The organism is Zobellia russellii (assembly GCF_018728565.1).
In the GTDB taxonomy this organism is placed as follows: domain Bacteria; phylum Bacteroidota; class Bacteroidia; order Flavobacteriales; family Flavobacteriaceae; genus Zobellia; species Zobellia russellii.
This window is the reverse complement of record NZ_JACSOI010000006.1, coordinates 196,242-220,297: the sequence shown is the minus strand read 5'-3', so window position 1 is coordinate 220,297 and position 24,056 is coordinate 196,242. Positions and strand designations below refer to the sequence as shown.

The following is a 24,056-nucleotide window of genomic DNA, read 5'->3' as shown; positions in this document are numbered from 1 at the left end:
GGCTTTAATATATTTTCCATGCAGAACAGGATTACGGAACTTTTTGGTATTGAATATCCTATTGTTCAAGCGGGTATGGTTTGGACCAGTGGTTGGCGATTAGCTTCTGCGGTTTCCAATGCCGGTGGTTTGGGCCTGATAGGAGCTGGTAGTATGTATCCGCAAGTATTAAGGGAGCATATTCAAAAATGTCAACAAGCAACCCGTAAGCCTTTTGGGGTAAATGTGCCCATGCTTTATCCTGATTTGGATAAGCTCATGGAAATTATAGTAGACCTAGGTGTAAAAATTGTATTTACTTCCGCAGGGAACCCAAAAACGTGGACCCCCTATTTACAGGAAAAAGGAATTACCGTAGTTCATGTGGTCAGTAGTTTAAAATTTGCGCTAAAATCTCAAGAGGCTGGGGTAGATGCCGTAGTTGCCGAAGGTTTTGAGGCCGGCGGGCACAATGGCCGGGATGAAACTACAACCCTTACTTTGATTCCCGCTGTAAAGGAAAAATTAGATATCCCCATAATTGCCGCAGGCGGAATTGCAACCGGAGCCGCAATGCTTGCTACAATGGTATTGGGTGCGGATGCAGTACAAGTGGGGAGTCGCTTTGTAGCGAGTGATGAGGCATCATCACACCTATTGTTCAAACAAAAAGTAGTAGAAACAGGTGAAGGTGGTACACAGCTTACCTTAAAGGAATTGGCTCCCGTCAGGTTGATAAAAAACAAGTTTTATAACGATGTTCAGAATGCCTATGCTAAAGGAGCTTCCAAAGAAGATTTAATTTCTTTACTGGGCAGGGCCCGTGCCAAACGAGGTATCTTTGAAGGTGATATGGAAGAGGGCGAACTCGAAATTGGGCAAGTAGCATCATTGATCCATGATATTAAACCTGCAGCAAGAATTGTAGAGGATATGATGGCCGAATTTAAAATGGCAAAAAAGGGCGTGGCATCTTTATAATAAGAATAGAATAAAAGGAAAACACATGATAAAAAAAAATCCCTCCATACCGGAGGGATTTTTTTTCTTATTAGCCTTCTTTTAAATTGGCCAAGTACTCTATTAGGTCGCGTAATTCCCTTTTAGAAATTAAACGGCCCATTGGTGGCATCGCCGATGGCATATTTTCTCGTTTCTCTATTCTCGAAATAGGAATGTCCAAAGGCTCTGCCTCAGAAGTTCTAAGTGTTAGTTCTTCATGGTTTTCGGCTTCAAGGATTCCGTTAACTTTTTGACCGTCTTTTAAAGTCAGCGAAACACTACCATATCCAGGCGCCAATCGTGCGCTCGGTTCTATAAGTGCTTCCAAGAGTTGTTCTCTGGTTAAAATATTACCAATGTTCTCTAGAGAAGGTCCAACATCGCCTCCTGCGCTACCTATGGCATGGCAGCGGGTACATTGTGCTGTTGGGTTTTTGTTGAAAACGTTTCGCCCGTTGCGGTAATTACCACCTACTAAAGTTTCCTTAAACGCGTCCATTGAATTTCCATTTTCTTTAAGGGGTTTTAACTGTGCAATTAAGTTTTCGTCTTCTGTGGCTTCCACAGCCTCAATAAGGTCTAGAATAACACTTTGTTTTAGGCGGTCTGCGCTAGCTTGTTTTATCAACCCTTCTAAAACTTCTCCACTTTTCTCAACGGGAAGTTCACCTAGAACACTCAATAATTGTTGTTGCTCACGAACCGAACCTTTTTTGAAAATAGGACCTATAATACTTGGTAGATTCTCTTTTGAAATTTCCATTTTGGACATCAGTCCTATAGCGGTAGTACGAACATCCTTGTCAGCATCCTTCATACCATACTGCATGGCCGTTTCAATTTTGTCAAAACCTAGTTTTCCTAAAGCATTTAGAATTTCGGACCTAACCATTGGCGACTTATGTTTTTTCATAATGGAAAAAAGAGCGTCGTTATGAGAGTCGATTCCCAAATTGGCCAGTGTGTTGGTAATACCGATTAAAATATCTGTATTGGTGTCCTCGATAAAATCTGGAATATCTTTCTCAATTTTTTGCTTTACAACCTTAGGATCTCTCTTAATTTCACCACGATAGCGGCCATCAACTCTATCCAGCACAGAAGGTTCTGCCCAAGTGCCAATTGTAGCGAGAGCTTCACCTCTTAGAACATTAGACCTGTTTTTGTCCTTGGCAAAAGTAATGAGGTTCTCAAGGGCTTTATCGTCTCCTACACGAAGTGCTGCATTAATTGCTCTTCTCAACAAAGGCTCCGAGTTGAATTTCTGTACGGTTAACATATTCGCAAGTACGGGAAGTGCGGCTTTAATGGAAAAATCATCATTGATTGCCCTTGCAGCCTCAGTAACAATGTATTCGTCTTCGTCATTTAAAAATTCAGCAACAGCAGGGTCTTGAAGTCTTCGTAAAACGAGTACGGCCGCTATTCTCAAGCTTCGGTTTGGATTGTGCGCCAGAGTAGTAATGGATTCGGTTTTACCAATTCTGGACAATGCCAAAACGGCCGCATGTCTCAGATACACATCCTCGTCATTGTTGGCTACAATAAGGTCTAATAGCGGTTGAATGGCAGCTTCGGTTTTAATTCTACCCAAAGCTTGTGCCGCAAAGAACTTCACTCTTGGATTGTTACGCTTTAAAAGCGGTATTAATTTTGAGCCTGCTTCAGTATATTTTACATCGCCTAAAACCTTAGCGGCCTGGGCGATGATCTCAGGGTCATTATCGGCTAACAAGGCAACAAGTGGTTCTGCCTCGGATGCCTTTTTATCGGCCAATTGGCCTATTCCCCAAATAGCATGTATACGTGCAAACTGGTTGGAGTTTTTAGCGGCTGCTTCCTTAAGGGCTTTGTAACCTTTTGAGCCATTTTTAACCAATTGAAACTGTGCTTTTTTTCTAATACGCATATCACCATAAGAAAGCAATTGAATTAACTCGTCCATAGATTGCTCTTCATAGTCCAAAGTCATAAGACGTTCTGTTTCTTTTCGCTCTGCGGATAAATCGTTTTTGGCATCGCTAACATCAAGTTTCCAAACGCGTCCGTAGTTTTTAGTTTTCCATCCGTTTACCCAGTCGGCCACATACATGGCACCATCCGGACCAAATTGAATCCCTGTTGGTAGAACCCCACTCAAGATACTTCTGTCCGTATTCAGTTCAAACGAAGCACCTTTAGGTTTTAAGTCAAAGGCCCAGATGTTAGACCGGTCAGGGTTACCCACGAACTCTACTAAAAAGAATTTGTTGATCCAGTCCTTACCTAAAGCCGTACCCGGGTTAAAGGTCATACCGGTAGGGCCGTTATGGAAGTTTTTAATGGGAGGTACAATATAGGCGGCCTGTCCTTCCCAACGTGGGGTAAACAGTTTTTCATCCATCCAAACCTTGTAGCCATTGTTTTTTGGGTCTGTGTATTTACCGTACTGCCAATTGGAACGCCAACCGGAATCAGAACCTTCAACAAGGTGCACCAGTCTTTCGCTTTCTCCGGCATGGTCGCCATCGTTATCGGAAGAGATGATGTTTCCATAGGCATCAAAAACAAATTCATGGGTATTTCGTAATCCTCTGGCAAAAACTTCAAAGCTGCTTCCGTCAGGATTGGAGCGCACAATAACCCCCTGGTTAGGGTATTTCAGGGTTTGGCCGTCTGCAGTGGTAAGGTTGGCCCCAATATCGCCAATACCCCAGTAAATCTTGCCGTCTGGGCCTTCTATGGCACCGGACATTCCGTGGGCGGCAAAACCAATGTGCACGGCAAAACCGTGTGCTAGTGATGTTTTTTCATCTAAGATTAAATCGTCATTGGTATCCGTTAAACGCCACATATCCGGGCCTACACCAACAAAAACGTCATCTTCTCTTACTAAAAGAGCTCCAGCAACGTCCGTGATTTCGTCATTAAAATCTTCCAGTATTCGGGTAGATCTATCCGCAATGCCATTATTATTGGTGTCTTCTAGCATCCAGATTTCATCCTTTTCTACGGTAAGGTCTTTCCAGTCATGGCTGCCATCTTCATTAAGGTCAGGGAACCATTCATTTTCTTCGCTCTTTTCCGGGGCAAATGTTTCGTGAAGGAATTTGCGACGGTCCTCTACGGATTGCAGGGAAATAGAAGCGGTCATCCAATCTTGATGCCCTCTAATGTCAAATTCCGAGTTTTTCTGACGATTGGTACGTGTAAGGTACACTTTGCCTTCATCGTCAATTTGCATGGCAATTGGGTCTGGAGCCAAAGAATCTGACGCCCAAAGCGTTAGTTCTAGTCCGTCCGCGATTTTAGGACTTATGCCTTCTCGCATTTCTTTTGCTCTACTGACTTCGGTAAGGGAATCTTCTACAATAACCAGAGGGGTTTCCTTTGGTTTTTTTGGCTTGGATTCACAAGCGCAGAACAGGGTGATTAGAAGCGATGTTGCAACTAATTGGGTGAGTTTGGTTTTGTTTGTCATTACTGTTTTGTATTCATTGGTAAGTAGCTGATAAAAATAGGCAATTATGAATACAGTAAACAACTAGCTTTTAATCTTTTTGCTGCGCATGTATGGCCCTTACGATAATCATGGCCTTGTCTTTTTCATCATCTCGCACATAAATGTCCAATTCGCCATTAATGTTAGCGGCAAAACCTGCTAAACGGGCAGATTCAGTAGCATCTTTAATGATGGGGTTGATGTCTACTTCGTTTAACTTCTCTTCAATACGTTGGGCGGTAAAACGGTTTCCCGAGTAAATTTTTACTTCTTTAGATTTCATAACTTTATTTTTATAACAATATGAAGTTAGTGTGTTATAGTAAAATTATGACCTCATAAAAAGTTAATTTTTGATGCTATGGCTTTTATTGATGAAAATGTTATTTGTTTTAGGATTTCGTTAGAAAACTGACGGTCACCAAAAGTTGTCCCACATGGCGTTGGCTATGTTCAGCGGCATGAAAAAGAAGCCCTAAAGTGGTTGACGGTAATTTTTTGCGACCCACGGTACGCGGTTCTTTTAAGGTAGCTTCGTTCAATGTCTCGAAAAACAATAATGCTTCCTTAGTTTTATTTTGAAAGTTGAGAACTAAATCGGCGGCGCATAGTTCTGCAGTCGGTTTTCCTTCATTGGCAAGGTAGGAAAATTGTGAATCCGTTAAACCCTTAGATTTGGCATAGGTAATCATACGGTCCAGAACTCCGGTAATATGTTTTAGGTGGAAGCCTACAGAAGCCCTTCCAGCAATTTTAGTCCAGAGTTGATCTTCGGGAAAATCCTGTAAATAACGTTCTATTTCTTCTGAAGATTGTAAGAGGGCATGAGCAGCGGGCTGCAAAAGCGAGGGAATTCCTGGAACCGGACCTCGTAGCCAAACTTCGGGCCGTGAATTTTGCATGAGTTATAGGTTTTAATTTTTAATGGTCTTCGTGGTAATGTTGTTTTAAAATATCGTTTCCAAAATCATTGGTCAGATCACGAACAACAGTGTGTACATGGTTGGCGTTGTTTTGGGTATTGTCATATTCAATTAAAATTGTAGGGCCTTGTAAACGGTAATAGTGGCCTTTACCAGGTTCTAAACTACCTGCCCAAGCAAAAGAAAGCTTGTTTATATCCGCTTTGTCTATTTTTGATGACATAGATTTAGAAAATTCGGCTTCATAGTTGTTCAAGTAGAGGTGCAGAAGTTTTTGAAAGATTGTTTTTTGTTCTTGTGACAGATCGGAATACCATACGCCATTGGGCTCTAACCTAGATGTGTTCCTGTTATTGCGGGTAAATATTTCGTAAGGTGCTTCATTAGAAAATACGGCTTGTGCCAATTGTTCCTTAGATAGGGAGTTGAGCAGTTCAAAACCTAGTTTGGTCTCTTCTTTGAGTACTTCTTTCCCTTTTAAATTTCCGCTTGGCACAACACCTGGATTGGAACCCATAAAAGAGGGTGTAGCCGATACAATAGCTCCTTTGGAAGCTACAAAGTTCAAGGATACATGATGACCTTCAAAGCGCCAACCCCAATATGCTCCTTCCGCAGGTTTCCCAAATATTAAAAAGTGATAGTTTAGGGCGTCTCGCATTGGAGTGCCGTCCGGCATGGTACGTTCGTTGTTTTCTAGCACCGCTAAAATATTTTCCAGCGCCATTATTTCTGAGGTCTTTCTAAACCCTTCTTGGCTCAAAGAAGCTTTTAATAGATGGGTGGCAGCCTCTTTTTGTTCTTCATTAAAGTCGTGAAAAGTGGGTCCTTTTCTTGCTATAGGTACATAGTTAAAATTGAAGCGCTCTTTGTCGTTAATTTTAAATTGGGCCTTCTCTAGAAGGTCTGAATCTAAAGTGTACAAAAAAGTTTGGGCAATATCGTGAAGGTCTTGAGCCTGAGCCTTTACAAATAGGAATACACAACAGGCTAGGAGTACGAATGGTTTTGGTCTCATTTCTATGGTTTTTGGTAAGGAGGTGAGCGAAACTAGTTTAAATTTAATAAACTCTACCCCAATTTACGAACCATAGGATTTATGCTCAATTTTAGTAAACGCTGTAATTGAGGTGGTTTAGTGTAGGTTTGCGCAAGAGGTCTAGTTCCTTTGAGTACCCAGATTTTTTAAAACTACGTAACAGTGCCTCAAAGTTAGAGCCGTTGGTAATCAGTTTTAATTGGTACTCTGCGCATTTAATAATGATCTGGGTCTCGGAAATTTTATACTCGGAAGGGTAAACCTTAAAATATCTTGATATACGGCTAGGTACGCCCAATTTTGTTAAAATATGCATTGGCGATAGATAAAAGGTATCTATAGTTTCTTTGCCCCGAACCAAACTAATAGATTCTATCTCTTCCTTTAAAATGGGAATGATACTGTCATGATTATCAAAATTACCAACAACCATAACCCCCATTGGTAAAATGTCTAGATTGCACTTTGTCTGACTTAAAAGTAAATCCGTTTTGTAATCCTTGTTTTTAAAATCTACAAGACGAAACTTGTATTTTGGATTAGGCTTTAAAAACTTAAAAAGGCTTGCAGCGGGTTTTGCAGTTAGAGGAGAAGTGCTTTTCATTCCTGTTCTGTAGGTTTGGTTCGTTGTTAGGCTTTTAGGGCGGTATTCTACATACCATGAGGGGACTGCAATTTACAGAATAATGACGATATTTTTTGGCTGTTAGTACCATGTTGCGGCATAAAACAAGGTTATCAAAAATGCGTTTTATCGATCAGTAATAGTGTTAGTAAGGGGTGGGAATTTCTTTTGATTCCATTTAAAAGTTATCAACATAAACGTTGGTGATAACTTGTTGAAAACTTTTTTAAGCTTTATTCGTTGTTGTAGCTGTTTGTTTTTTATAGGGGCCTTTAGAGAAGCCCACGAGCCTTGATTTCCAGGTATTTATTAATGGAATTCATGGTTAAGTTTTCCGGCTTGGTCAAAATAGTTTGAATGCCGTATTTCTGAAGTTCCTTTTGCATTAAGCGTTTTTCCATGGCAAACTTTTCGGCAATAGTCTTGTGGTAAATGGCCTGAAGGTCTTCTGAATCCGTAGAAATTAGAGTATCCAATTCTGTGTTCTCAAAAAAGATTACGACGAGCACATGTTTTTTGGAAATAGCGCTCAAGAACGGAAGCTGTCTTTTTAAGGCCGATATGTGTTCAAAGTTAGTGTAGAGCAGTAAAAGGCTTCTTTGGTTCACTTTTCGCTTTATATGCGCGTAAAGCATGCCAAAATCCGAATCTGAAAATTGAGTATCAATACTAAAAAGTTTTTCCAGGATGGTATTCAAATGTGTGATTTTCTGAATGGCCGGAACAAAGGTTTCTATTTTTTTTGAGAATGTAATCATTCCCGTTTTGTCGTTTCGCTTTAGGGCAACGTTTGAGAAGGCTAAAGCAGAATTAATAGCATAATCTAAAAGTTTAAGCTCGTTAAATGGCATTTTCATTACTCGGCCCGTATCAATTATGGAATAGATTGGTTGGGAACGTTCATCTTGATATTGATTGACCATCAACTGATTTTGTTTGGCGGTAGCCTTCCAGTTAACAGTTCTAAAATCATCACCTTGTACGTACTCCTTTATCTGTTCAAATTCTTGAGTATGCCCAATGCGGCGTATTTTTTTTAGGGCAACCTCGGTTAGTCGGTTATTGATGGCCAAAAAGTCATATTGCTGCATCTGAATGATACTTGGGTATACGGGTACCATTTGATCCTTTTGAAAGACAAACTTGCGCTTTACTATTTTTAAAGGCGATGACGCAAATACGTTTAAATTTCCAAAAACATACTCGCCACGGTCAACAGGCCTTACGGTGTAGCTATATTCTTTTTTATCCCCTTTAGATAAGCTTGTTTTATATTCAAAATCGCGTTTTTGAAATTGAGCGGGAAGTTCGTCTATAATGGATACATGGGTAGGAAATGCATATTGACTTTTAAACTGAATTAAAATTGGGTTTAAATCGCTATTAGATAATTTTTTAGGTAATGTTCTGGATGCTTTTATGCCTGTCGTTGGCGCATAGAGTAGGTAAGTGTCAAATAAAAAGAGGGCAATTAAAAGCAAGCTTAAAAGCCAAGCAATAGGGTAGAGCACCGGCAGCCAATAACTGAGTATAAAGCTGGCGGAAAGTATAGCTATATACCTAAAAAAAACGTTGTGTATGTAGAACGATTTCAAAAATTGCATCCTTACCTCGGAATTTCTACAGACTCCGTTATCATTTGAATTACGCTTTCTGTGGTCATGCCTTCCATTTCTCGTTCTGGAGTTAAGATAACCCTGTGGTTAAGGACCGGAACCAAAGATTTTTTAATGTCTTCCGGAGTTACAAAATCCCTTCCGCTTATTGCTGCAAAGGCTTTGGCGGCATTTAATGTGGCAATGGAAGCTCTAGGAGAACCACCTAAATACAGATGTGGATGGTTTCTTGTTTTGGAAATAATTTCGGCTATATAACGTATAATTTTTTCCTCTACAACAACCTCTTGGATATTCGCCTTAAAACCGGCTAATTTTTCGGGCGTAAGCACGCCATTTATCATTTCTTTTACAATGGCTCCTTTCCGTTCATGATGAGTCTTTATAATTAAGATTTCCTCATCAAGAGAGGGGTATTCTACTTTTATTTTAAAAAGAAAACGGTCTAGTTGGGCTTCGGGTAGGGCATATGTACCTTCCTGTTCTATTGGGTTTTGTGTGGCCAATACCATAAATGGAGCTTCCATTTTGTAAGTGTTACCGTCCATGGTTATTTGACGTTCTTCCATGGTTTCGAACATGGCGGCCTGGGTTTTTGCCGGAGCTCTGTTTATCTCATCAATTAGCACGATATTGGAGAAAATAGGTCCTTTCTTATATTCGAACTCGGAAGTTTTTATATTAAAAATTGATGTGCCTAGAATATCGCTTGGCATAAGATCCGGTGTAAATTGAATCCTGCTAAAATCGGTTTTTAAAGTTTTGGCAAAAAGCTTTGCGGTAATGGTCTTGGCAATGCCCGGGACCCCTTCAATAAGCACATGCCCGTCTACTAAAAGGGACACAATGAGAAGTTCAACAAAGTTTTCTTGGCCAATAATAACCTTAGAAAGCTCTTTTTTGATTTCGCCAACGGCGTTCTTCAAATCTTCTAGAGGAACGCGATTGTTAAAGTTGAGGTCTTCATTTTGAATCTCATTATTTTCCATGTGATTTCTTTTTAAAATTTTCTATGGCCGAATTCAGTTTTTGTAACTCATTATCGGTTAGGTTATCCTTTGCTTCCAATTGTGCTATAAGTGAGAAAAGTGCTTTGATTTCTTCCTTGGTATGATGGCTTCGCGATGCTAAATTGATGTAAAACTCATCATCCTTATTCAATGTATTCAAATAGAAACGGGAGCGGATGTATTCCAGAAAATGAACCACCTTATGTTCCGCAATTTGTTTTCGTTCCCCTTTTTCAAAGTACATATCGGCAATGGTACGGGTAAAGGCCAGAGTTTGGTTTTTAAGCGGGTTAATTACCGGTATGGCCCTTTGCTCACGTTTACCTTCAAAAAATACATAGATAACAATACCGATCAGGGCAAGATAGTAAGCCCACCTAAATTCTTTGGTATTAAGAAAAACGTGCATAGGTGATGTGTAAACCGCTTTTCCGCTTTTATAATGGTTATCCATATAAATTGTTCGGGAACCGTCTAAATAGGATAGAAGCCCCGCCGTATATGTTTTGTTGTTGTCCTTTAGAATAAAGTAGTTTGTAAAAGCTTTAGGAAAAGTACTTAGAATAATCTCTCCTTTTCCAAATGACCTTTTGATTACGTTGTTTACTTCTTCATCTTTCTTTTGGGTCTTCTCTATATTGGTTACAGTTCCTAAGATAGTCATGGAATCCGTCCCGTATTTCACAAAATACGTAACGTAATCTTCTTTGTTAAAAACGTAGCCGTCTTCTGAATCTAGCGCAGGGTTCACCAATCTGTGTTTATGGGACCGTATGTTTTCTAATCCGCTAAAAAGAGTAGCGGTATTTAGCTTAAGAGTGTCCAAAAGTTTTTCTTCGTAATCTTCAGAAGCTATAAATAGTGTATTGCCCTTTTCTACCCAGTCTAAAAGAGAGAACAGTTCCGAATCACCAAAACTTACATTGTTGTTTACAAAAAAGTAGGTTCCGGAAGCTTCTTCGTTAGTTTTAAGGAATTCAAAAGGAGGAATATTAACCTGCTTAATTTTATTCGGGAAAAGATGTTCCATAACATCGTTCAACACAAAAGTGCCGTAGGGTATTTTGTGCTTGGCCACGTAAGAGTTGGTCCAGTTGATCTGTTTGGGACTGTTATATTGAATAACCATTAACAGGGCTACCGTAGCTATGGCTACCACAATATATTTTAAACCTTTTTTATCCATTGGAGCTTATGATTTTTTCAATGGATTCAAATGTTCCTTTTGCTTTTTGGTAGGCGGTTTCATCAATATAAAAACCTCCGTACCAAGTAAAATTGTATAAACGGGTAATTGCGGTAAACGGACTTTGGAGATCGGTTTTTGAAATTTCTTTTAAGTAGTCATCATTGGTTTTTTGCAGTTCCCATGAAATGAGTTCTTTCTCGCTCATTAGTTTTAATACCTGTAAATAGGTGTATCGTACCGCCAACCGGAAGTCCTTTAGGGAAAGGGCTTGGTTAATCAAGTCCTGAATATTTTCATTTTTAATTATATGCTCTTCCTCTGAAAGGGAAACCAAGGCCTTGTTTTTTGAGGCTTGTTTAAGTGCACTGGCGTTGATATTCAGAAAAAACCGAATGAGAATATAGATTAGTACACCCAGAAGCAAATAAGGTACAAGGCGTATGATTGCGGCAAGAATGCCGGAAGCTTCCTCAAAACCAAAAATATTCTCAAGAATACGGAGCATGAGGTTGTTGAGCCAACTTTTAAAATCGTCCCACCAAGTGGGGTCTATTTCGACAACTTCATACTGAAAATCCTTATCCTCATAAAATTTGCTTAGATCGGAGTCGCTAATAGTCTTGACTTCAAGAGGAGCGGAGTCATAGACAATATTTAGAGAATCTTTCTGAGCGGAAAGAATTCCGGCCCAGTATATGCCTAGCAGTAAAAGGAAATGCAGTTTTCGCATATTTATTCGTCAGCCGTTCCTCCAAGATTTTTTATACGTTCGTAAGTACCCGTAAAGTTCTTTTTCTCGTTCAAATCAAAATAAATTAAGACACTGGCCACAATAGAAATGATGTTCAATAGAAACTGGGCAAGCGTACTTATAATTCCCAAAACAATAGAAATAGGATCTGCAACGGTAAAATTTTCGGCATCTATTTCACCGGAAAGTATACCCATCTTGGCGTAGGTGTATATCGTAGCCGGTAAGGCAAAAGCATAACCGGTAACCGTAACTATGATACCCACAACAAAAAGTGAAGCAAAGGTTACCCACCAATATTCTTTTACCAAAGTAAAACTATTGCTAAAAGCATCTGAAACTCCTTTTCCTTCAAAAGCAAGGATACTAAAGGACAGCACCAGCGGTACATAAAGAAAAACACCGGGAATAATACAGAAGAGAAAACCGCACCCGACACATAGTGCCACTAAAAAGCCGAGCCCGATAAATTTCCAAAAGGAGCTATAAACGTTTTCCTTAATTTCGGTAAAGTTTATATTTCCGTTGTGCTTTATATATGATTTGATGTAAAACAAGGTAGTAGCTTGGGCCATTACATAGGTAGTGACGGTGGCGATAAGAAATACTAGGGCAACCACAAAAACGACCAAGCCACTTACAGCGGAGTTGGAGCTAATTATGCTAAAGTTCATGAAATCTCCTATCTGGAACATGTAAAAACCGTAGCTAATAAGCATAACCACTAGAAAAGGAGCGATAATCTTAAAGAAGACACCAAAAAACGTTTTGAATTCGTTTCGCAAAAAGCCAAAGGTGTCCGATAAAATTTGGCTCATTTCCCGTTGTTTTTTGAACTCTATAAACTGTTTCATGAGGTTGGTTTTTTGTGAAGTTGTTTAGGATATATAACGTAGTAAAAGAGAATTAGTGCCAAGGAAGATAAAATTATAAAAATGGCCAAAGCATCCGGCATTTCTGTATGTCTTGTGACAAAGCCTTCTAAAAAACCGGCAATGATGAAAAAAGGAACCGTACTGAGCATAATTTTTAATCCGTTTTGCACCCCTCTTTTAAAAGATTCCAGCCTAGTATATGTGCCCGGGAATAGAATGCCGTTGGCCAACACCAGTCCGGCACATCCCGCAATTATAATTACGGATATTTCTATGGTGCCATGAATCCAAATGGTACGTGCAGACTCCCAAAGTAATCCTTTTTCGTAAAAGAAATATTGAAAACTACCCAACATAATTCCGTTTTGCATCATAACGAACAAGGTGCCAATACCCAATAAAATACCATATGCAAAGGCCATAAGCGCTACCCGAATATTGTTGATGGTTATGCCAAGAAACATATTAAATTCCCCCATTTTCTTATAAACGGCCATGGGGTCTCCCTTGTCAATATTTTCCATGGTCATATTTACATAGCCATCACCCAAAATTGAACGAACAAACGTACCTTCGTTTGCGGCAGAAAATACTCCTACCAAACTAAAAAAAACAAATACCAGAAAGGCGATCAGCAATTCGCGTTGGTGATTGTAGAACATCGTAGGGAATTCGGTTTTCCAAAACTCCACAATACGGTTTTTGGGTTCACGTTTGGTCTTGTAAATTTTTTGGTGGGCCTGAGAGGCCAAAGTGTTGAGGTAAAACTCTGTATTGCTGCCGGCATAAAAGGTTTTGGCGTAGCTAAGATGGTCCGTAATTTCAATGTAGAGATCGGACAATTTATCTGGTGTCAATGCCGTTTTGTTGGTCAGGGCATTTTCAAAAGTAGCCCATTTGTCTTTATTTTGCTTTACAAAGGCGGCTTCGCGCATCAACTTTTGGTTTATACCAAAGAAACGAAACTATGGAACAATTTCAAATAGAAACAGCCCAAAATATAACCATTAACCAGCATACGGCACATCTAGGAGACCGCATGCTTGCTTATATGATAGATAGCTTTATCATTCTAGCCTATACCATAATCATGATTATGGCACTGCTTTCTTTGGATATTGATTTTGGGGATATGTGGGCGCTTTATATGCTTATTAGTTTGCCGGCCTTTCTGTACTATGTGCTTCTAGAAACGTTTATGAACGGGCAGACCGTTGGTAAGACCGTTATGAAAATACGAGTGGTAAAACTTGATGGTTCCAAACCCGGTTTTTCTAGTTATTTTGTGCGGTGGATATTACGGATTATAGATGTAGTACTTACTTCCGGAGGTGTTGCGGTACTTACTATTTTAATTAGGGGCAATGGGCAACGTGTAGGAGATATAGCAGCAGGAACAACCGTAATTAGCGAAAAGAAAAGAGTCTCTTTAAAAGATACCTTGTTACGCGATTTACCTGAAGATTATAAACCTCAATTTCCACAGGTTACCATTTTTAAGGACCGTGAGATGCAGACCATCAAGGAATTCTATGATTCCGCCAAACGCAACGGAAATCATAATGTAATTGTATCTTTGAGCGATCAAATAAAAAAGGTAACGAGCATAACTACGGATATGAAACCTTTGGATTTTGTGGATAGAATAATCAAGGATTATAGTTACTACACGCAACAACTGTAACCTGGTTTAAATATTCTTTCCAACGTTGCACGGTGGCCCAAAATATTAGGAACGTTCAAAAACTCATTTTCGCGCATGTTTTATTTTTTAATCGATATTTTGGGAACTATTGCTTTTGCCATTTCCGGGGTTTTGGTGGCGATGGATAAGAAGTTGGACCTTTTCGGGATTTTTATAATCTCGTTCGTAACTGCGGTGGGCGGGGGCACTTTACGTGATATGCTCATAGGCAATACGCCCGTACTTTGGATGCGTGAGCCTGTGTATATTACGGTTATTGCCGGGGCCGTTGTTTTTTCAGTGATTTTTGTGAGACACTTAAAATATCTGAGAAAAACCTTATTTCTGTTCGACACTATAGGAATTGGCCTCTTTACCATGTTGGGTATAGAAAAAGGATTAACGGCAGACTTGCTGCCCGTAATGTGTGTGGCACTAGGCACCATTACAGCTTGTTTCGGAGGTGTTATACGCGATATGCTGTGCAATGAAATTCCTGTAATCTTTAGGACCAAGGAGATCTATGCAACGGCCTGTATTCTTGGGGGTATAAGTTATTTTATACTCGTACTTCTTCCTATAGACGGAGCTTACGCCTACATTGCCGCTATCCTAATTATTATCGTTACCCGATTGTTGGCGGTCAAATTTGGACTTGCTCTACCTAATATTTATAAGAAAGTAGACGTCTAAATAATTGACTTTTATTCTATAACCTCCGCTTTTTGAATATAGATATTCTGTTGCGGCCAATCTCCCTCGCCAATTTCTACGCTGTTAATTTTATCTACAACATCCATTCCTTCTATGACCTTTCCAAAAGGCGTAAACTCGCCATCTAAATGGTAGGATCCTGGTTTGGTGACCACTATAAAAAACTCGTAAGGTGATGCCAGCATATGCGGATTGTCAATCTCACTACTGGGCATAGAGATTACCCCTCTATGGTGTTTATGGCCTTTTCGCGTATCGGGAGGAAGAAGGTATCGTCCAATCTCGCTTCGTTTTTTTCCCGTTTTTCTATCGTCTGAATTGCCCCCTTGAATGATAAAATTCTTCACTATCCGGTGAAATTGGGTGTCGTTAAAGTAGCCTTTACGTGTTAAGTAAATAAAATTGGCCTTGTGGTACGGCACATTGTCAAAGAGTTGCACGGTAAAACTCCCGAACCGGGTGGTAATCTTTACTTTATCAACTTTTAAATCTTTTTGGTATTCAAAGAAGAAATCAATTGCATTTTCTTCAGTTAATACAAACTCTTCTTCTTTTTCTTTTTGGATTTTAGAGGAATCAATTTGAACCGTATCCTCTTTTACTTCTTCCTGTACGGTAGGTTTTTGCTTTTCTTTAGGACTTTCGCCGCAAGAAGCGAGAAAAATTAGTGGTAATATTGCTAATCTAAAAGAATTTCTGATTGTCATGAATTTTGATGATTTCTCTATTCGAATCCCAAAAATAAAGAATCTGCCTTTACCCGGAGAGGCTTCGCATTTAAAAATGGCTCCTCAGTTTAGATTGGAGGAGCTACAAACGGCTAGGCAAAAGCCTAAATTGACGAAAAAAGCGGCAGTAATGGCGCTTTTTTACCCAGATGAAGTAAATCTAACGCGTTTATTGCTCATTTTGCGAAAAAGCCACCCCAAGGATGTACACTCCAATCAAATCGGCTTTCCAGGAGGTCAAGTAGAGGCCGAAGATGCCAATATGATGGCCACGGCGCTAAGGGAAACGCATGAAGAGGTGGGGGTAGAACCTGAAAATATAAAGGTTATAAAATCACTCACCGAAATTTATATACCTCCAAGTAATTTTAATGTCCACCCCTTTGTTGGAGTGTATAATAGGGCGGAACCATTTTTGCCTCAAGAGACAGAGGTAGAGGAACTGGTAGAGGTGCCCCTGCTGGATTTTATGGATGAGAGCAATATTTTTACCCAAGAAATGACTACTTCTTATGCCTCAAACGTACCCGTACCTGCCTTTAAATTAAATGGTTATACCGTTTGGGGGGCTACCGGAATGATGTTAAGTGAAATCAAGACCTTGTTACAACAGGTTTTATAGGGGTAAATTCGTATTTTTGTGCCCTATGGGCATATTTAAGGAAAATCCTTTCGGGCATATTCTGTTTCTAAAAAAATGGCTTATCCGTATTTTAGGATTGGTAACACATTCAAGGTACAAGCGTTTTAACAGTTTGGAGATAGAGGGATCGGACATTATCCGTTCCTTACCGGACAAGAATGTACTTTTCGTTAGTAACCATCAAACCTATTTTGCAGATGTGGTTGCTATGTTCCATGTATTCAATGCTAGCCTTAAAGGGCGAGACAATAATATAAAGAACGTAGGGTATATCTGGAACCCCAAGTTAAACATGTATTACGTTGCGGCTGCGGAAACCATGAAAAAAAGCCTTCTAACCAAGATATTTGCCTATGCGGGCTCCGTGAGCGTAGAACGTACTTGGAGAGCGGAAGGAAAGGATATTAAGCGACAGGTGAAAATGAGCGACATCTCAAGTATTGGGAAGGCGCTTAATGATGGTTGGGTCATAACTTTTCCCCAAGGTACGACCACCCCATGGAAGCCCCTTAGAAAGGGTACCGCCCATATCATCAAGAAATATAAACCTGTAGTGGTTCCTGTGGTTATTGATGGTTTTAGACGTTCTTTTGATAAAAAAGGGCTTCGGATAAAGAAAAAGGGTATTCTTCAATCTATAGTTATTAAAGAACCTTTGGATATAGATTACGATAACGAGTCGTTTGATGCCATTATCGAAAAATTAGAGTATGCTATAGAGCAACACCCATCATTCTTAAAAGTAATCTCCAAAAAAGACTTGCTTGCCTACGAAGAAGAAAATGAGTTACGTAGGTACAGAAACCGACATAAAATTTAGACTTCCAGTTTTCTAAGTTCTTTATAATTCTTCTTTAGCTTCCTTAGGAGCAGTCCGTAGAGGAGGAAATAAATACCGCCAAAGAATGCAATCATAACCACGCCCAATATGGCCATGGAGACCATTAAAGTAGTTTTTAACTTTTCTGGAGAAACATTTTGTGCATTGCCCGCCATTTCCGTAAAATTATCCATAAAACTATCGTTCAGGTAAATGCCTATTATAACTATAGCTATGAATACTAATATGGTAGACAAGGAAAATATAACGTAGTATTTAACAGTTCTTCTGGTCCTAATAATTTTGCGCATGAGATTCTTGGCGCTATCCAACACGGAAATTTCTTTATAGCGCTTATAGAAAAGGTATACAAAGTAGAATACCACCACGTAATAAATAATGGTCATGGCCAAGAAATAATGGTCTACAACGGTGTTTTCGTAAATGCTCATACTCTTCCTAAAGGAAGGTATTAAGTAGAGTAGATTGGGTAAAACTATTTCTAGGATGCTAATAATGAGAATCCATTTGACAATAGAGGATGATTTTCTCCATGTCATTTTATGTATATCACTATAGGTCAGCTTAGGTAGTTCATCTCCCTTCTTCTGCCAATCTTTCTTTAAAAGTTCCAGTTCGTCCATCATCTCCTTAAGGATTCAATACGGTTCTTAATTTGGTCTTGATCCGGTTCATCTTCACACGGGCATTAACTTCAGTAATACCAAGGGTTTCACTTATTTCGCGATAATCTTTGTCCTCTAGGTATAAAAATACTAGGGCCTTGTCTATATCGCCCAATTGCTTTACCGCCTTGTACATGAGCTTTAACTGCTCTTCTTGGGTGGCATCGTATTCGTCGGCTTTTATTTTAAAAATTACCGATTCATAGTCTTGTGTCTGAATATGCCTTTTAGATTTTCTATATAATGTAATAGCTGTATTCAGAGCCACACGGTACATCCATGTACTAAACTTAGATTCGCCCCTAAATTTTGGATAGGCCTTCCAGAGCTGAATCGTTATTTCTTGAAACAGATCATTGTGCGAATCCCTATCATTGGTGTACAATGTACAGACCTTGTGAACAATGTTTTGATTGTTCTCAAGTTCCGTCACAAATTGATGTTCCAGTTCGTTGTTCACGGCAAGGTGGTGGTTGTTAGACTATAAGTAGCCCAAAAGGATTAATTGTTACAGATATTATTTTACTGAATGGATAAAAAAAGAGATGTAATATGTTTTTAAGAATAAATAGCATTGGTTTTTAGGTGGTTATGTAACAAAAGAGAAAGTTTTTTTCTACCTGTATTTCTGTTTTATTTTTGAGTTTTAAGTTCTATAATGAGAATAAACCATGATTTCAATGAATTTTCTTACATTTTAGAGAATTTAAATATAATAAAACCTTTAGTTTATCGGTTGGGGTACACAATGAATGTTTAATTTTGCCCATATTTTTTATACATGTCAGATACAGATGCACTTAACTTACCAAAATCTAGTTTACCGAGAATTGTAATTGTTGGTGGTGGTTTTGGAGGGGTAGCCTTAGCAAAAAAACTAAGTAAGAAAGAGGTTCAGGTAGTTTTATTGGATAAGAATAACTACCATACGTTTCAGCCACTTTTATACCAAGTATCTACAGGGGGGCTGGAACCGGATTCCATAGCTTATCCCATTCGGAAAATTTTACAGGATTATAGCAATTTTTTTTTCCGTTTAGCGGAAGTGCAAAAGGTAGAGCCTGAGTCCAAAAAAATTGTAACCAATATAGGAAGGCTTTCCTATGATTATTTGGTAATAGCCGCGGGGTCTACCACAAATTTCTTTGGTAACACAGAAATTGAGCAGAACGGTATGGCCATGAAAAGTATACCGCAGTCGTTGAATCTTAGAAGTCTTATTCTTGAGAATTTTGAGCAAGCCTTGTTAACGGACGATCTTCATGAGCGAGATGCTTTAATGAATTTTGTAATTGTTGGTGGAGGTCCAACGGGTGTGGAACTGGCAGGTGCCTTAGCAGAGATTAAAAAAGGAATACTTCCAAAGGATTACCCCGATCTGGATACCCGTAGGGCACAGATAAATTTAGTACAGTCCGGAGATAGTCTATTGAAGGGAATGAGTGAGAACGCTTCAAAAAAAGCGGAAGATTTTCTAGAGAGCCTTGGTGTAAATGTTTGGAAAAATACACGTGTCGTGGGTTATGACGGCAAAACGGCCCGTACTAAAACAGAACTTGTGTTTGAGGCGGCCACGTTAGTTTGGGCAGCTGGAGTAAAAGGTGTGCCTATTGGCGGTCTAGAAGCGGAGGAATTCTTGGTGAGGGGTAACCGTCTTAAAGTAAATGAGTTTAACCAAGTTCAAGGGCAGGATAGTATTTTTGCCGTTGGCGATATTGCCTGTATGCAAACCGAAGATACGCCCCATGGCCACCCTATGATGGCACAACCGGCTATTCAGCAGGGAAGGAACCTTGGTGAGAATTTATTACGATTGGTGCGTAATGAACCTATGAAGCCTTTTGTTTACAAGGATAAGGGTAGCATGGCTACCGTTGGCCGTAATAAGGCCGTGGTAGACTTAAAAAATTATAGGTTTCAGGGTGTTTTTGCTTGGTTCGTGTGGATGTTCGTTCACCTGTTTTTTCTAATTGGCTTTAGAAATAGGGTAGTTGTTTTTGTAAACTGGGTATATAATTATGTGCGTTTTGATAGGGAAGCACGATTGATCATACGTCCCTACCAGCGCGACTATTCACTGTTTAAAGATCAAAAAACCTTATAGATCGATGCTTGATATGGCGTAAGCTCAAAATGGTTATCGGTTTTGTTGTTTTCCGCATCGTCATTGGAAATGATAAGATGCGCTTTATTAAAACGTATCTCGTCTATAGTAACCGAGCTTCGTTTGGTAGAAAAATTCAACAGAACTAGAAAATGCTCGTCTTCCCAAGACCTTACATAGGCATACACTTGTTCATTATCCGCCAATAATAATTGGTACGCCCCATATACCAAAGCAAGATGGTCCTTGCGCACCTGTACCATTGCTCTAAAATAGTTAAGAACCGAGTCTTTTTCCGGTTCCTGTTCGGCAACATTTATTCCTTCCTTATAATTTTCATTTATTTTGAGCCATGGTTTGGCTTCGGAAAACCCGGAGTTATGTTGTGTGTTCCATTGCATTGGGGTACGGGCATTGTCCCTTCCTGCGTGTTTCTCTTCTTTTAGGAAAGTTTCTAAATCACCTCCCGCTTTTTTAATGGCTTTGTAGCGGCTATGGGTATTTATATCCTGATAGTCGGAAATAGAATCAAATTTTATATTGGTCATACCTATTTCTTCACCATAGAGAAAATAGGGTGTACCCCTCATGGAAAGTAAAAAAGTCTGCAATAAAGTAGCCGAGTTTTGCCAGTGTGTTTTTGAATCATTCCCCCAACGGCTAACGCTTCTTGGAAAATCATGATTGTTCAAATAAAGGCTTCCCCAGCCTTTTTGTGCAAAAACCCCGTCCCATTCCGAAAAGACTTTCTTAAACTCCGTAAGCTTCCATTGTTCTTTTCTCATTTTAAAGGTCTCGCCCGGTTCACGGTCAAGGGACATTAAATCAAAATGAAAGAACATATTAAGTTCCTTACGGTCTTTGTCAACAAAATTAAGGGCCTGTTCTTGGTTAACACCAGGTGCTTCACCAACGGTCATAACATCATACCTGCTTAGTACTTTTTGGTTCATTTCTGTTAGATACTCGTGCAGGTGTGGCCCATCTGCATAATAAGGAATAAAATCGCCTTTGTATTTTTCGGGAAGCTCCGGGTAATTGACATCTTTGGAAATGGTTGATATTACATCCATTCTAAAACCATCTATTCCTTTATCAAACCAGAATTTCATAAGGTCGTACACCTCTTCCCTTACCTTAGGATTTTCCCATTTTAGGTCAGGTTGTTTGGCGGAGTAATAGTGCAGGTAATATGAATCTGTTGGTTCATCATACTTCCAAGCGTTACTATCCTCATCAAAATAGCTAAATCGTTTTGGAGGAGTACCTTTTTCGGCGGGCCACCAGTGGTAATAGTCCCTATATGCGTTGTCTCTGGATTTTCTGGATTCTACAAACCATTCGTGTTCGTCACTACTGTGGTTCACTACTAGGTCCATTACCAAGCGCAGCCCTCTCTTTTTCATTTGGGTCATAAGCTCGTCCATATCATCCATGGTGCCGAACTCGGCCATAATATTTCTATAGTCCGAAATATCGTAACCGTTATCATCATTGGGAGAGGTATAAACAGGATTTAGCCAGATAATATCAACGCCAAGACTTTGGATGTAATCCAGTCTTTTAATAATGCCCTGTAAATCTCCAATACCGTTACCGGTGGTATCTTGAAAACTTCTAGGATAAATCTGATAGACTACACCTTCTTTCCACCATTTTCGTTCGGTATTATGTTTCATTCTTAGCTATTTAAATTTAAATATAGAGTATGTAAACGGAACAAAATAGCATAGTGGTATATAGAGTTGAACTACAACGTTTTCGGTTCATAAATATATTTTTAAGATGAAAAATAGGCCCTAAACGGCTTTATGATACTTGCTTGTCAATCGTTAAAATTGTCAGAAAAGACCTCGTTTTTAGGAAGGTGTTCTTATATTTATCGAAGCAAAACCAAACTATGATTACACTTGTCCGAATCATATTTCTTCTTTTATGTATGTCTATAGGTAAGGCTCAAAGTCCAGCAGGTACAAATCAGGATTTTGGACAGTCTACGGAAACTTCTGATTTTTATACGGAGAGCTTTGCTTACCCTATTTTATGGATAATGAAATGCATTCACAGTTCACCATAGGCTATAAGTTAGATGATGATTTTTTGATAGAACTTCAGAATTACTACGATACCTATCGCTCATTTGATGTACAGCGTGTAGAATTAAAAGTGAAAAATTACCTGAGTGATAAGTTATATCTAGTAAACGGTGTTGCAATGGAGCGAGAGTTGGATAAGCATGGTGCAAATGCAGCCAAGCCGCGTTATATCATGACTAACGGTGTTGGCTATGACATCAATAAAAATGTTATGATGGAAGTTAATCACGACTTGAATTTCAATTCATCTAATATTGGTAGTTACGGAATGCCAAGTTTACTTTCTGTAAAAAGTAAAATCAAATTTTAACTCTTGTTCTCTATTTTCTTGGGTGGTATTTGTTCATGACGTCCGTAAGATGGGTGCGGTCTACGTGCACATACACTTCTGTTGTAGTAATACTTTCGTGCCCCAACATTTGTTGAATGGCCCTTAAATCAGCTCCATTTTGCAATAAATGTGTTGCAAAAGAATGCCTAAAAGTATGCGGACTTATACTCTTTTTCAGGTTTATTGCTATGGCCAGATTTTTAATGATGGTGAAAATCATGGCGCGGGTAAGTTGTCTGCCCCTTCGGTTTAAAAAAAGGATATCTTCAAACCCTTTTTTAATGTCTTGGTGCACCCGTACTTCGTTTCGGTAGATGGTAATGTACTTTTTGTTTACCTCGCTAATGGGCACAAAACGCTGTTTGTCTCCTTTTCCGGTCACTTTTATAAATCCTTCTTCAAAAAATAGATCGGAGATTTTGAGGTCTACAAGTTCTGAGACTCTTAATCCGCATCCATAAAGAGTTTCCAGCATGGCACGGTTTCTTTCGCCCTCAGCTTTTGAAAGGTCTATTGCACCAATAATGCTGTTGATTTCGTCCTCGGATAGGGTATCGGGTAACTTCCTTCCAATTTTGGGCGACTCTATTAAATCCAAGGGGTTGTCTTCCCTGTACCCTTCAAAAACTAAATAATTGAAAAAACTTTTAAGTCCGGAAATAATTCGTGCCTGAGACCTGGGGTTCATGGTCTTTGCTACCTCGTAAATAAACTGCTGTAACGTTTCTTTTCTGATTTGCTTAGGGCTGTCCTCTAAAGAGTTGTTTTTTAAAAATGCAATAAGCTTGCTAATGTCCCAACTGTAGTTTTTAATGGAGTTATCGGAAAGGCCACGTTCTATTCTAAGATAATGCCCGTAGTCCTGAAGCGCTTGATCCCAATTCATAATGTAAAGTTAACCATTGTGAAGTCATGATTCTTTATTTTTTAAATGACTACAAAAATAAAACCCAATTTCTTCTGTAAAGAATTGACGCTAAGTAAAGTTTTCTATCTTTGGTTATGATATAACCATGGACCAATTATTATTTTGTCCGTTATTTCCTTCTCCTAAAATATTTCTTGACTGAGAAAAATACGGAGCGATAGCGGATTAAAATACGGTTCTTAAAACAACCATAATCATGAAAATTAAATTTTGCGTTATTCTAACGTTTGTTTTTTTTGGCATACAAAGTAGTATTGCACAAACCGTAATACAGGGCACAGGCCCTTCTGGCGGGTTTAATATGGGAGACATAAAATTTGGGGGAAAGGCTGGGATTAACTTTACAACTTGGCTAGGGAATGATTTTGACGGTGTATCAGCTAAAGTAGGTACCTATTTCGGTGGTATTGCAGAGATACCGGTTATGGATGACTTCTATGTGCAACCAGAGTTACTGTTTACTCTACAGGGTGCAGATTTGGGCCCTTCTAACGTAAACTTGGCTTATCTGCAGATACCTGTAATGGGTAAATATCATATAACGGAAGAGATAGCGGTAGAACTAGGACCGCAAGTAGGTTTTCTTTTGGCGGACAACTGGGAAGAGGATTTACAGTTCCAAGATACCAAAAGCATTGAGTTGGGGGTTAATATTGGTGCCGGTTACCGTATGGATGAGAATTTTTATTTTCAGTTTAGAATAGGAGTAGGGCTTTCTGAAGTTTTAAGTGTTACAAAAGCACATAACGGTGCAGTATCCGTAGGTGCGGTTTACTTTTTGTAATCAATAAAAAAGTATAAAAATTGAACGGCCGCTACATGCGGCCGTTTT

24 protein-coding genes are annotated in these 24,056 nt (G+C 39.3%); 8 read left to right on the top strand and 16 right to left on the bottom strand.

Going from position 1 to position 24,056, the window contains the following annotated elements; all coding sequences use genetic code 11:
- Positions 1–18 precede the first annotated feature (18 nt).
- Positions 19–960, top strand: coding sequence for an NAD(P)H-dependent flavin oxidoreductase (locus H9565_RS15370; protein WP_215440944.1), 942 nt, complete (start codon positions 19–21; stop codon positions 958–960).
- A 70-nt stretch (positions 961–1,030) separates the two neighbouring features.
- Here the strand turns inward: H9565_RS15370 and H9565_RS15365 are convergent, their stop codons facing one another.
- The 11 genes from H9565_RS15365 to H9565_RS15315 form a co-directional block, all read right to left on the bottom strand.
- Positions 1,031–4,441 (bottom strand): HEAT repeat domain-containing protein, encoded by a 3,411-nt coding sequence (locus H9565_RS15365; RefSeq protein ID WP_215440942.1) that lies wholly within the window; start codon positions 4,439–4,441, stop codon positions 1,031–1,033.
- 70 nt (positions 4,442–4,511) lie between these two features.
- A complete protein-coding gene (locus tag H9565_RS15360; protein WP_215440941.1) occupies positions 4,512–4,745 on the bottom strand; it encodes a putative signal transducing protein in 234 nt (77 codons plus the stop codon).
- 109 nt (positions 4,746–4,854) lie between these two features.
- Positions 4,855–5,364 carry a DinB family protein gene (locus H9565_RS15355; protein WP_215440939.1) on the bottom strand — a complete coding sequence of 170 codons (510 nt, stop codon included), beginning with the start codon at positions 5,362–5,364 and terminating at the stop codon, positions 4,855–4,857.
- Positions 5,365–5,383: 19 nt separating this feature from the next.
- A complete protein-coding gene (locus tag H9565_RS15350) occupies positions 5,384–6,403 on the bottom strand; it encodes a DUF3500 domain-containing protein (protein ID WP_215440937.1) in 1,020 nt (339 codons plus the stop codon).
- 91 nt (positions 6,404–6,494) lie between these two features.
- Positions 6,495–7,028 carry a hypothetical protein gene (locus H9565_RS15345; RefSeq protein WP_215440936.1) on the bottom strand — a complete coding sequence of 178 codons (534 nt, stop codon included), beginning with the start codon at positions 7,026–7,028 and terminating at the stop codon, positions 6,495–6,497.
- Positions 7,029–7,321: 293 nt separating this feature from the next.
- Positions 7,322–8,653, bottom strand: a complete 1,332-nt coding sequence (locus H9565_RS15340; protein WP_215440934.1) for a DUF58 domain-containing protein — start codon at positions 8,651–8,653, stop codon at positions 7,322–7,324.
- 2 nt (positions 8,654–8,655) lie between these two features.
- Entirely contained in the window at positions 8,656–9,654 is a 999-nt protein-coding gene (locus H9565_RS15335) for an AAA family ATPase (RefSeq protein ID WP_215440932.1), read from the bottom strand.
- Positions 9,644–10,861 (bottom strand): DUF4350 domain-containing protein, encoded by a 1,218-nt coding sequence (locus H9565_RS15330; protein WP_215440930.1) that lies wholly within the window; start codon positions 10,859–10,861, stop codon positions 9,644–9,646. Before H9565_RS15330 ends, H9565_RS15335 begins: the two co-directional genes overlap by 11 nt.
- Positions 10,854–11,594, bottom strand: coding sequence for a DUF4129 domain-containing protein (locus H9565_RS15325; protein WP_215440929.1), 741 nt, complete (start codon positions 11,592–11,594; stop codon positions 10,854–10,856). The genes H9565_RS15330 and H9565_RS15325 overlap by 8 nt, the downstream gene beginning before the upstream one ends.
- Before the next feature lie 2 nt (positions 11,595–11,596).
- Positions 11,597–12,469, bottom strand: a complete 873-nt coding sequence (locus H9565_RS15320; protein WP_215440927.1) for a hypothetical protein — start codon at positions 12,467–12,469, stop codon at positions 11,597–11,599.
- On the bottom strand, positions 12,466–13,425 hold the full coding sequence (locus H9565_RS15315; protein ID WP_215440925.1) for a stage II sporulation protein M: 960 nt from the start codon (positions 13,423–13,425) through the stop codon (positions 12,466–12,468). Before H9565_RS15315 ends, H9565_RS15320 begins: the two co-directional genes overlap by 4 nt.
- Before the next feature lie 32 nt (positions 13,426–13,457).
- Between H9565_RS15315 and H9565_RS15310 the strand changes: the two genes are divergently transcribed.
- Entirely contained in the window at positions 13,458–14,174 is a 717-nt protein-coding gene (locus H9565_RS15310) for an RDD family protein (protein ID WP_215440924.1), read from the top strand.
- Between the two features lie 75 nt (positions 14,175–14,249).
- Positions 14,250–14,867 carry a trimeric intracellular cation channel family protein gene (locus tag H9565_RS15305; protein WP_215440922.1) on the top strand — a complete coding sequence of 206 codons (618 nt, stop codon included), beginning with the start codon at positions 14,250–14,252 and terminating at the stop codon, positions 14,865–14,867.
- A gap of 11 nt (positions 14,868–14,878) precedes the next feature.
- Here the strand turns inward: H9565_RS15305 and H9565_RS15300 are convergent, their stop codons facing one another.
- Complete coding sequence (locus H9565_RS15300; protein ID WP_215440920.1) at positions 14,879–15,595, bottom strand: peptidylprolyl isomerase; 717 nt, start codon at positions 15,593–15,595, stop codon at positions 14,879–14,881.
- On the opposite strand from H9565_RS15300, the gene H9565_RS15295 reads away from it, so the two are divergent.
- Complete coding sequence (locus H9565_RS15295; RefSeq protein WP_215440919.1) at positions 15,594–16,238, top strand: NUDIX hydrolase; 645 nt, start codon at positions 15,594–15,596, stop codon at positions 16,236–16,238. The genes H9565_RS15300 and H9565_RS15295 overlap by 2 nt on opposite strands.
- A gap of 25 nt (positions 16,239–16,263) precedes the next feature.
- Positions 16,264–17,079 carry a lysophospholipid acyltransferase family protein gene (locus tag H9565_RS15290; RefSeq protein WP_215440918.1) on the top strand — a complete coding sequence of 272 codons (816 nt, stop codon included), beginning with the start codon at positions 16,264–16,266 and terminating at the stop codon, positions 17,077–17,079.
- Here H9565_RS15290 and H9565_RS15285 read toward each other — a convergent pair.
- Together H9565_RS15285 and H9565_RS15280 are read right to left on the bottom strand one after the other, a co-directional pair.
- Positions 17,076–17,726 carry a hypothetical protein gene (locus tag H9565_RS15285; protein ID WP_215440915.1) on the bottom strand — a complete coding sequence of 217 codons (651 nt, stop codon included), beginning with the start codon at positions 17,724–17,726 and terminating at the stop codon, positions 17,076–17,078. The two genes, H9565_RS15290 and H9565_RS15285, sit on opposite strands and share 4 nt — an antisense overlap.
- A gap of 4 nt (positions 17,727–17,730) precedes the next feature.
- Positions 17,731–18,225: an RNA polymerase sigma factor gene (locus H9565_RS15280; RefSeq protein WP_215440914.1), complete on the bottom strand. Its 495-nt coding sequence runs from the start codon at positions 18,223–18,225 to the stop codon at positions 17,731–17,733.
- 321 nt (positions 18,226–18,546) lie between these two features.
- Between H9565_RS15280 and H9565_RS15275 the strand changes: the two genes are divergently transcribed.
- A complete protein-coding gene (locus tag H9565_RS15275) occupies positions 18,547–19,869 on the top strand; it encodes an NAD(P)/FAD-dependent oxidoreductase (protein ID WP_215440912.1) in 1,323 nt (440 codons plus the stop codon).
- Here the strand turns inward: H9565_RS15275 and H9565_RS15270 are convergent.
- The gene (locus tag H9565_RS15270; protein WP_215440910.1) at positions 19,854–21,548 is read right to left on the bottom strand and encodes a glycoside hydrolase family 13 protein; all 1,695 of its coding nucleotides are present in this window, start codon (positions 21,546–21,548) and stop codon (positions 19,854–19,856) included. The two genes, H9565_RS15275 and H9565_RS15270, sit on opposite strands and share 16 nt — an antisense overlap.
- Positions 21,549–21,912: 364 nt before the next feature.
- Here H9565_RS15270 and H9565_RS15265 point away from each other — a divergent pair, with 364 nt between their 5' ends.
- Positions 21,913–22,275, top strand: coding sequence for a hypothetical protein (locus tag H9565_RS15265; protein WP_215440909.1), 363 nt, complete (start codon positions 21,913–21,915; stop codon positions 22,273–22,275).
- Positions 22,276–22,285: 10 nt separating this feature from the next.
- On the opposite strand, the gene xerD is transcribed toward H9565_RS15265, so the two are convergent.
- On the bottom strand, positions 22,286–23,182 hold the full coding sequence (gene xerD / locus H9565_RS15260; RefSeq protein WP_215440906.1) for a site-specific tyrosine recombinase XerD: 897 nt from the start codon (positions 23,180–23,182) through the stop codon (positions 22,286–22,288).
- Positions 23,183–23,420: 238 nt separating this feature from the next.
- On the opposite strand from xerD, the gene H9565_RS15255 reads away from it, so the two are divergent.
- Positions 23,421–24,008, top strand: coding sequence for a porin family protein (locus H9565_RS15255; protein ID WP_215440905.1), 588 nt, complete (start codon positions 23,421–23,423; stop codon positions 24,006–24,008).
- The last annotated feature ends 48 nt before the right edge of the window (positions 24,009–24,056 follow it).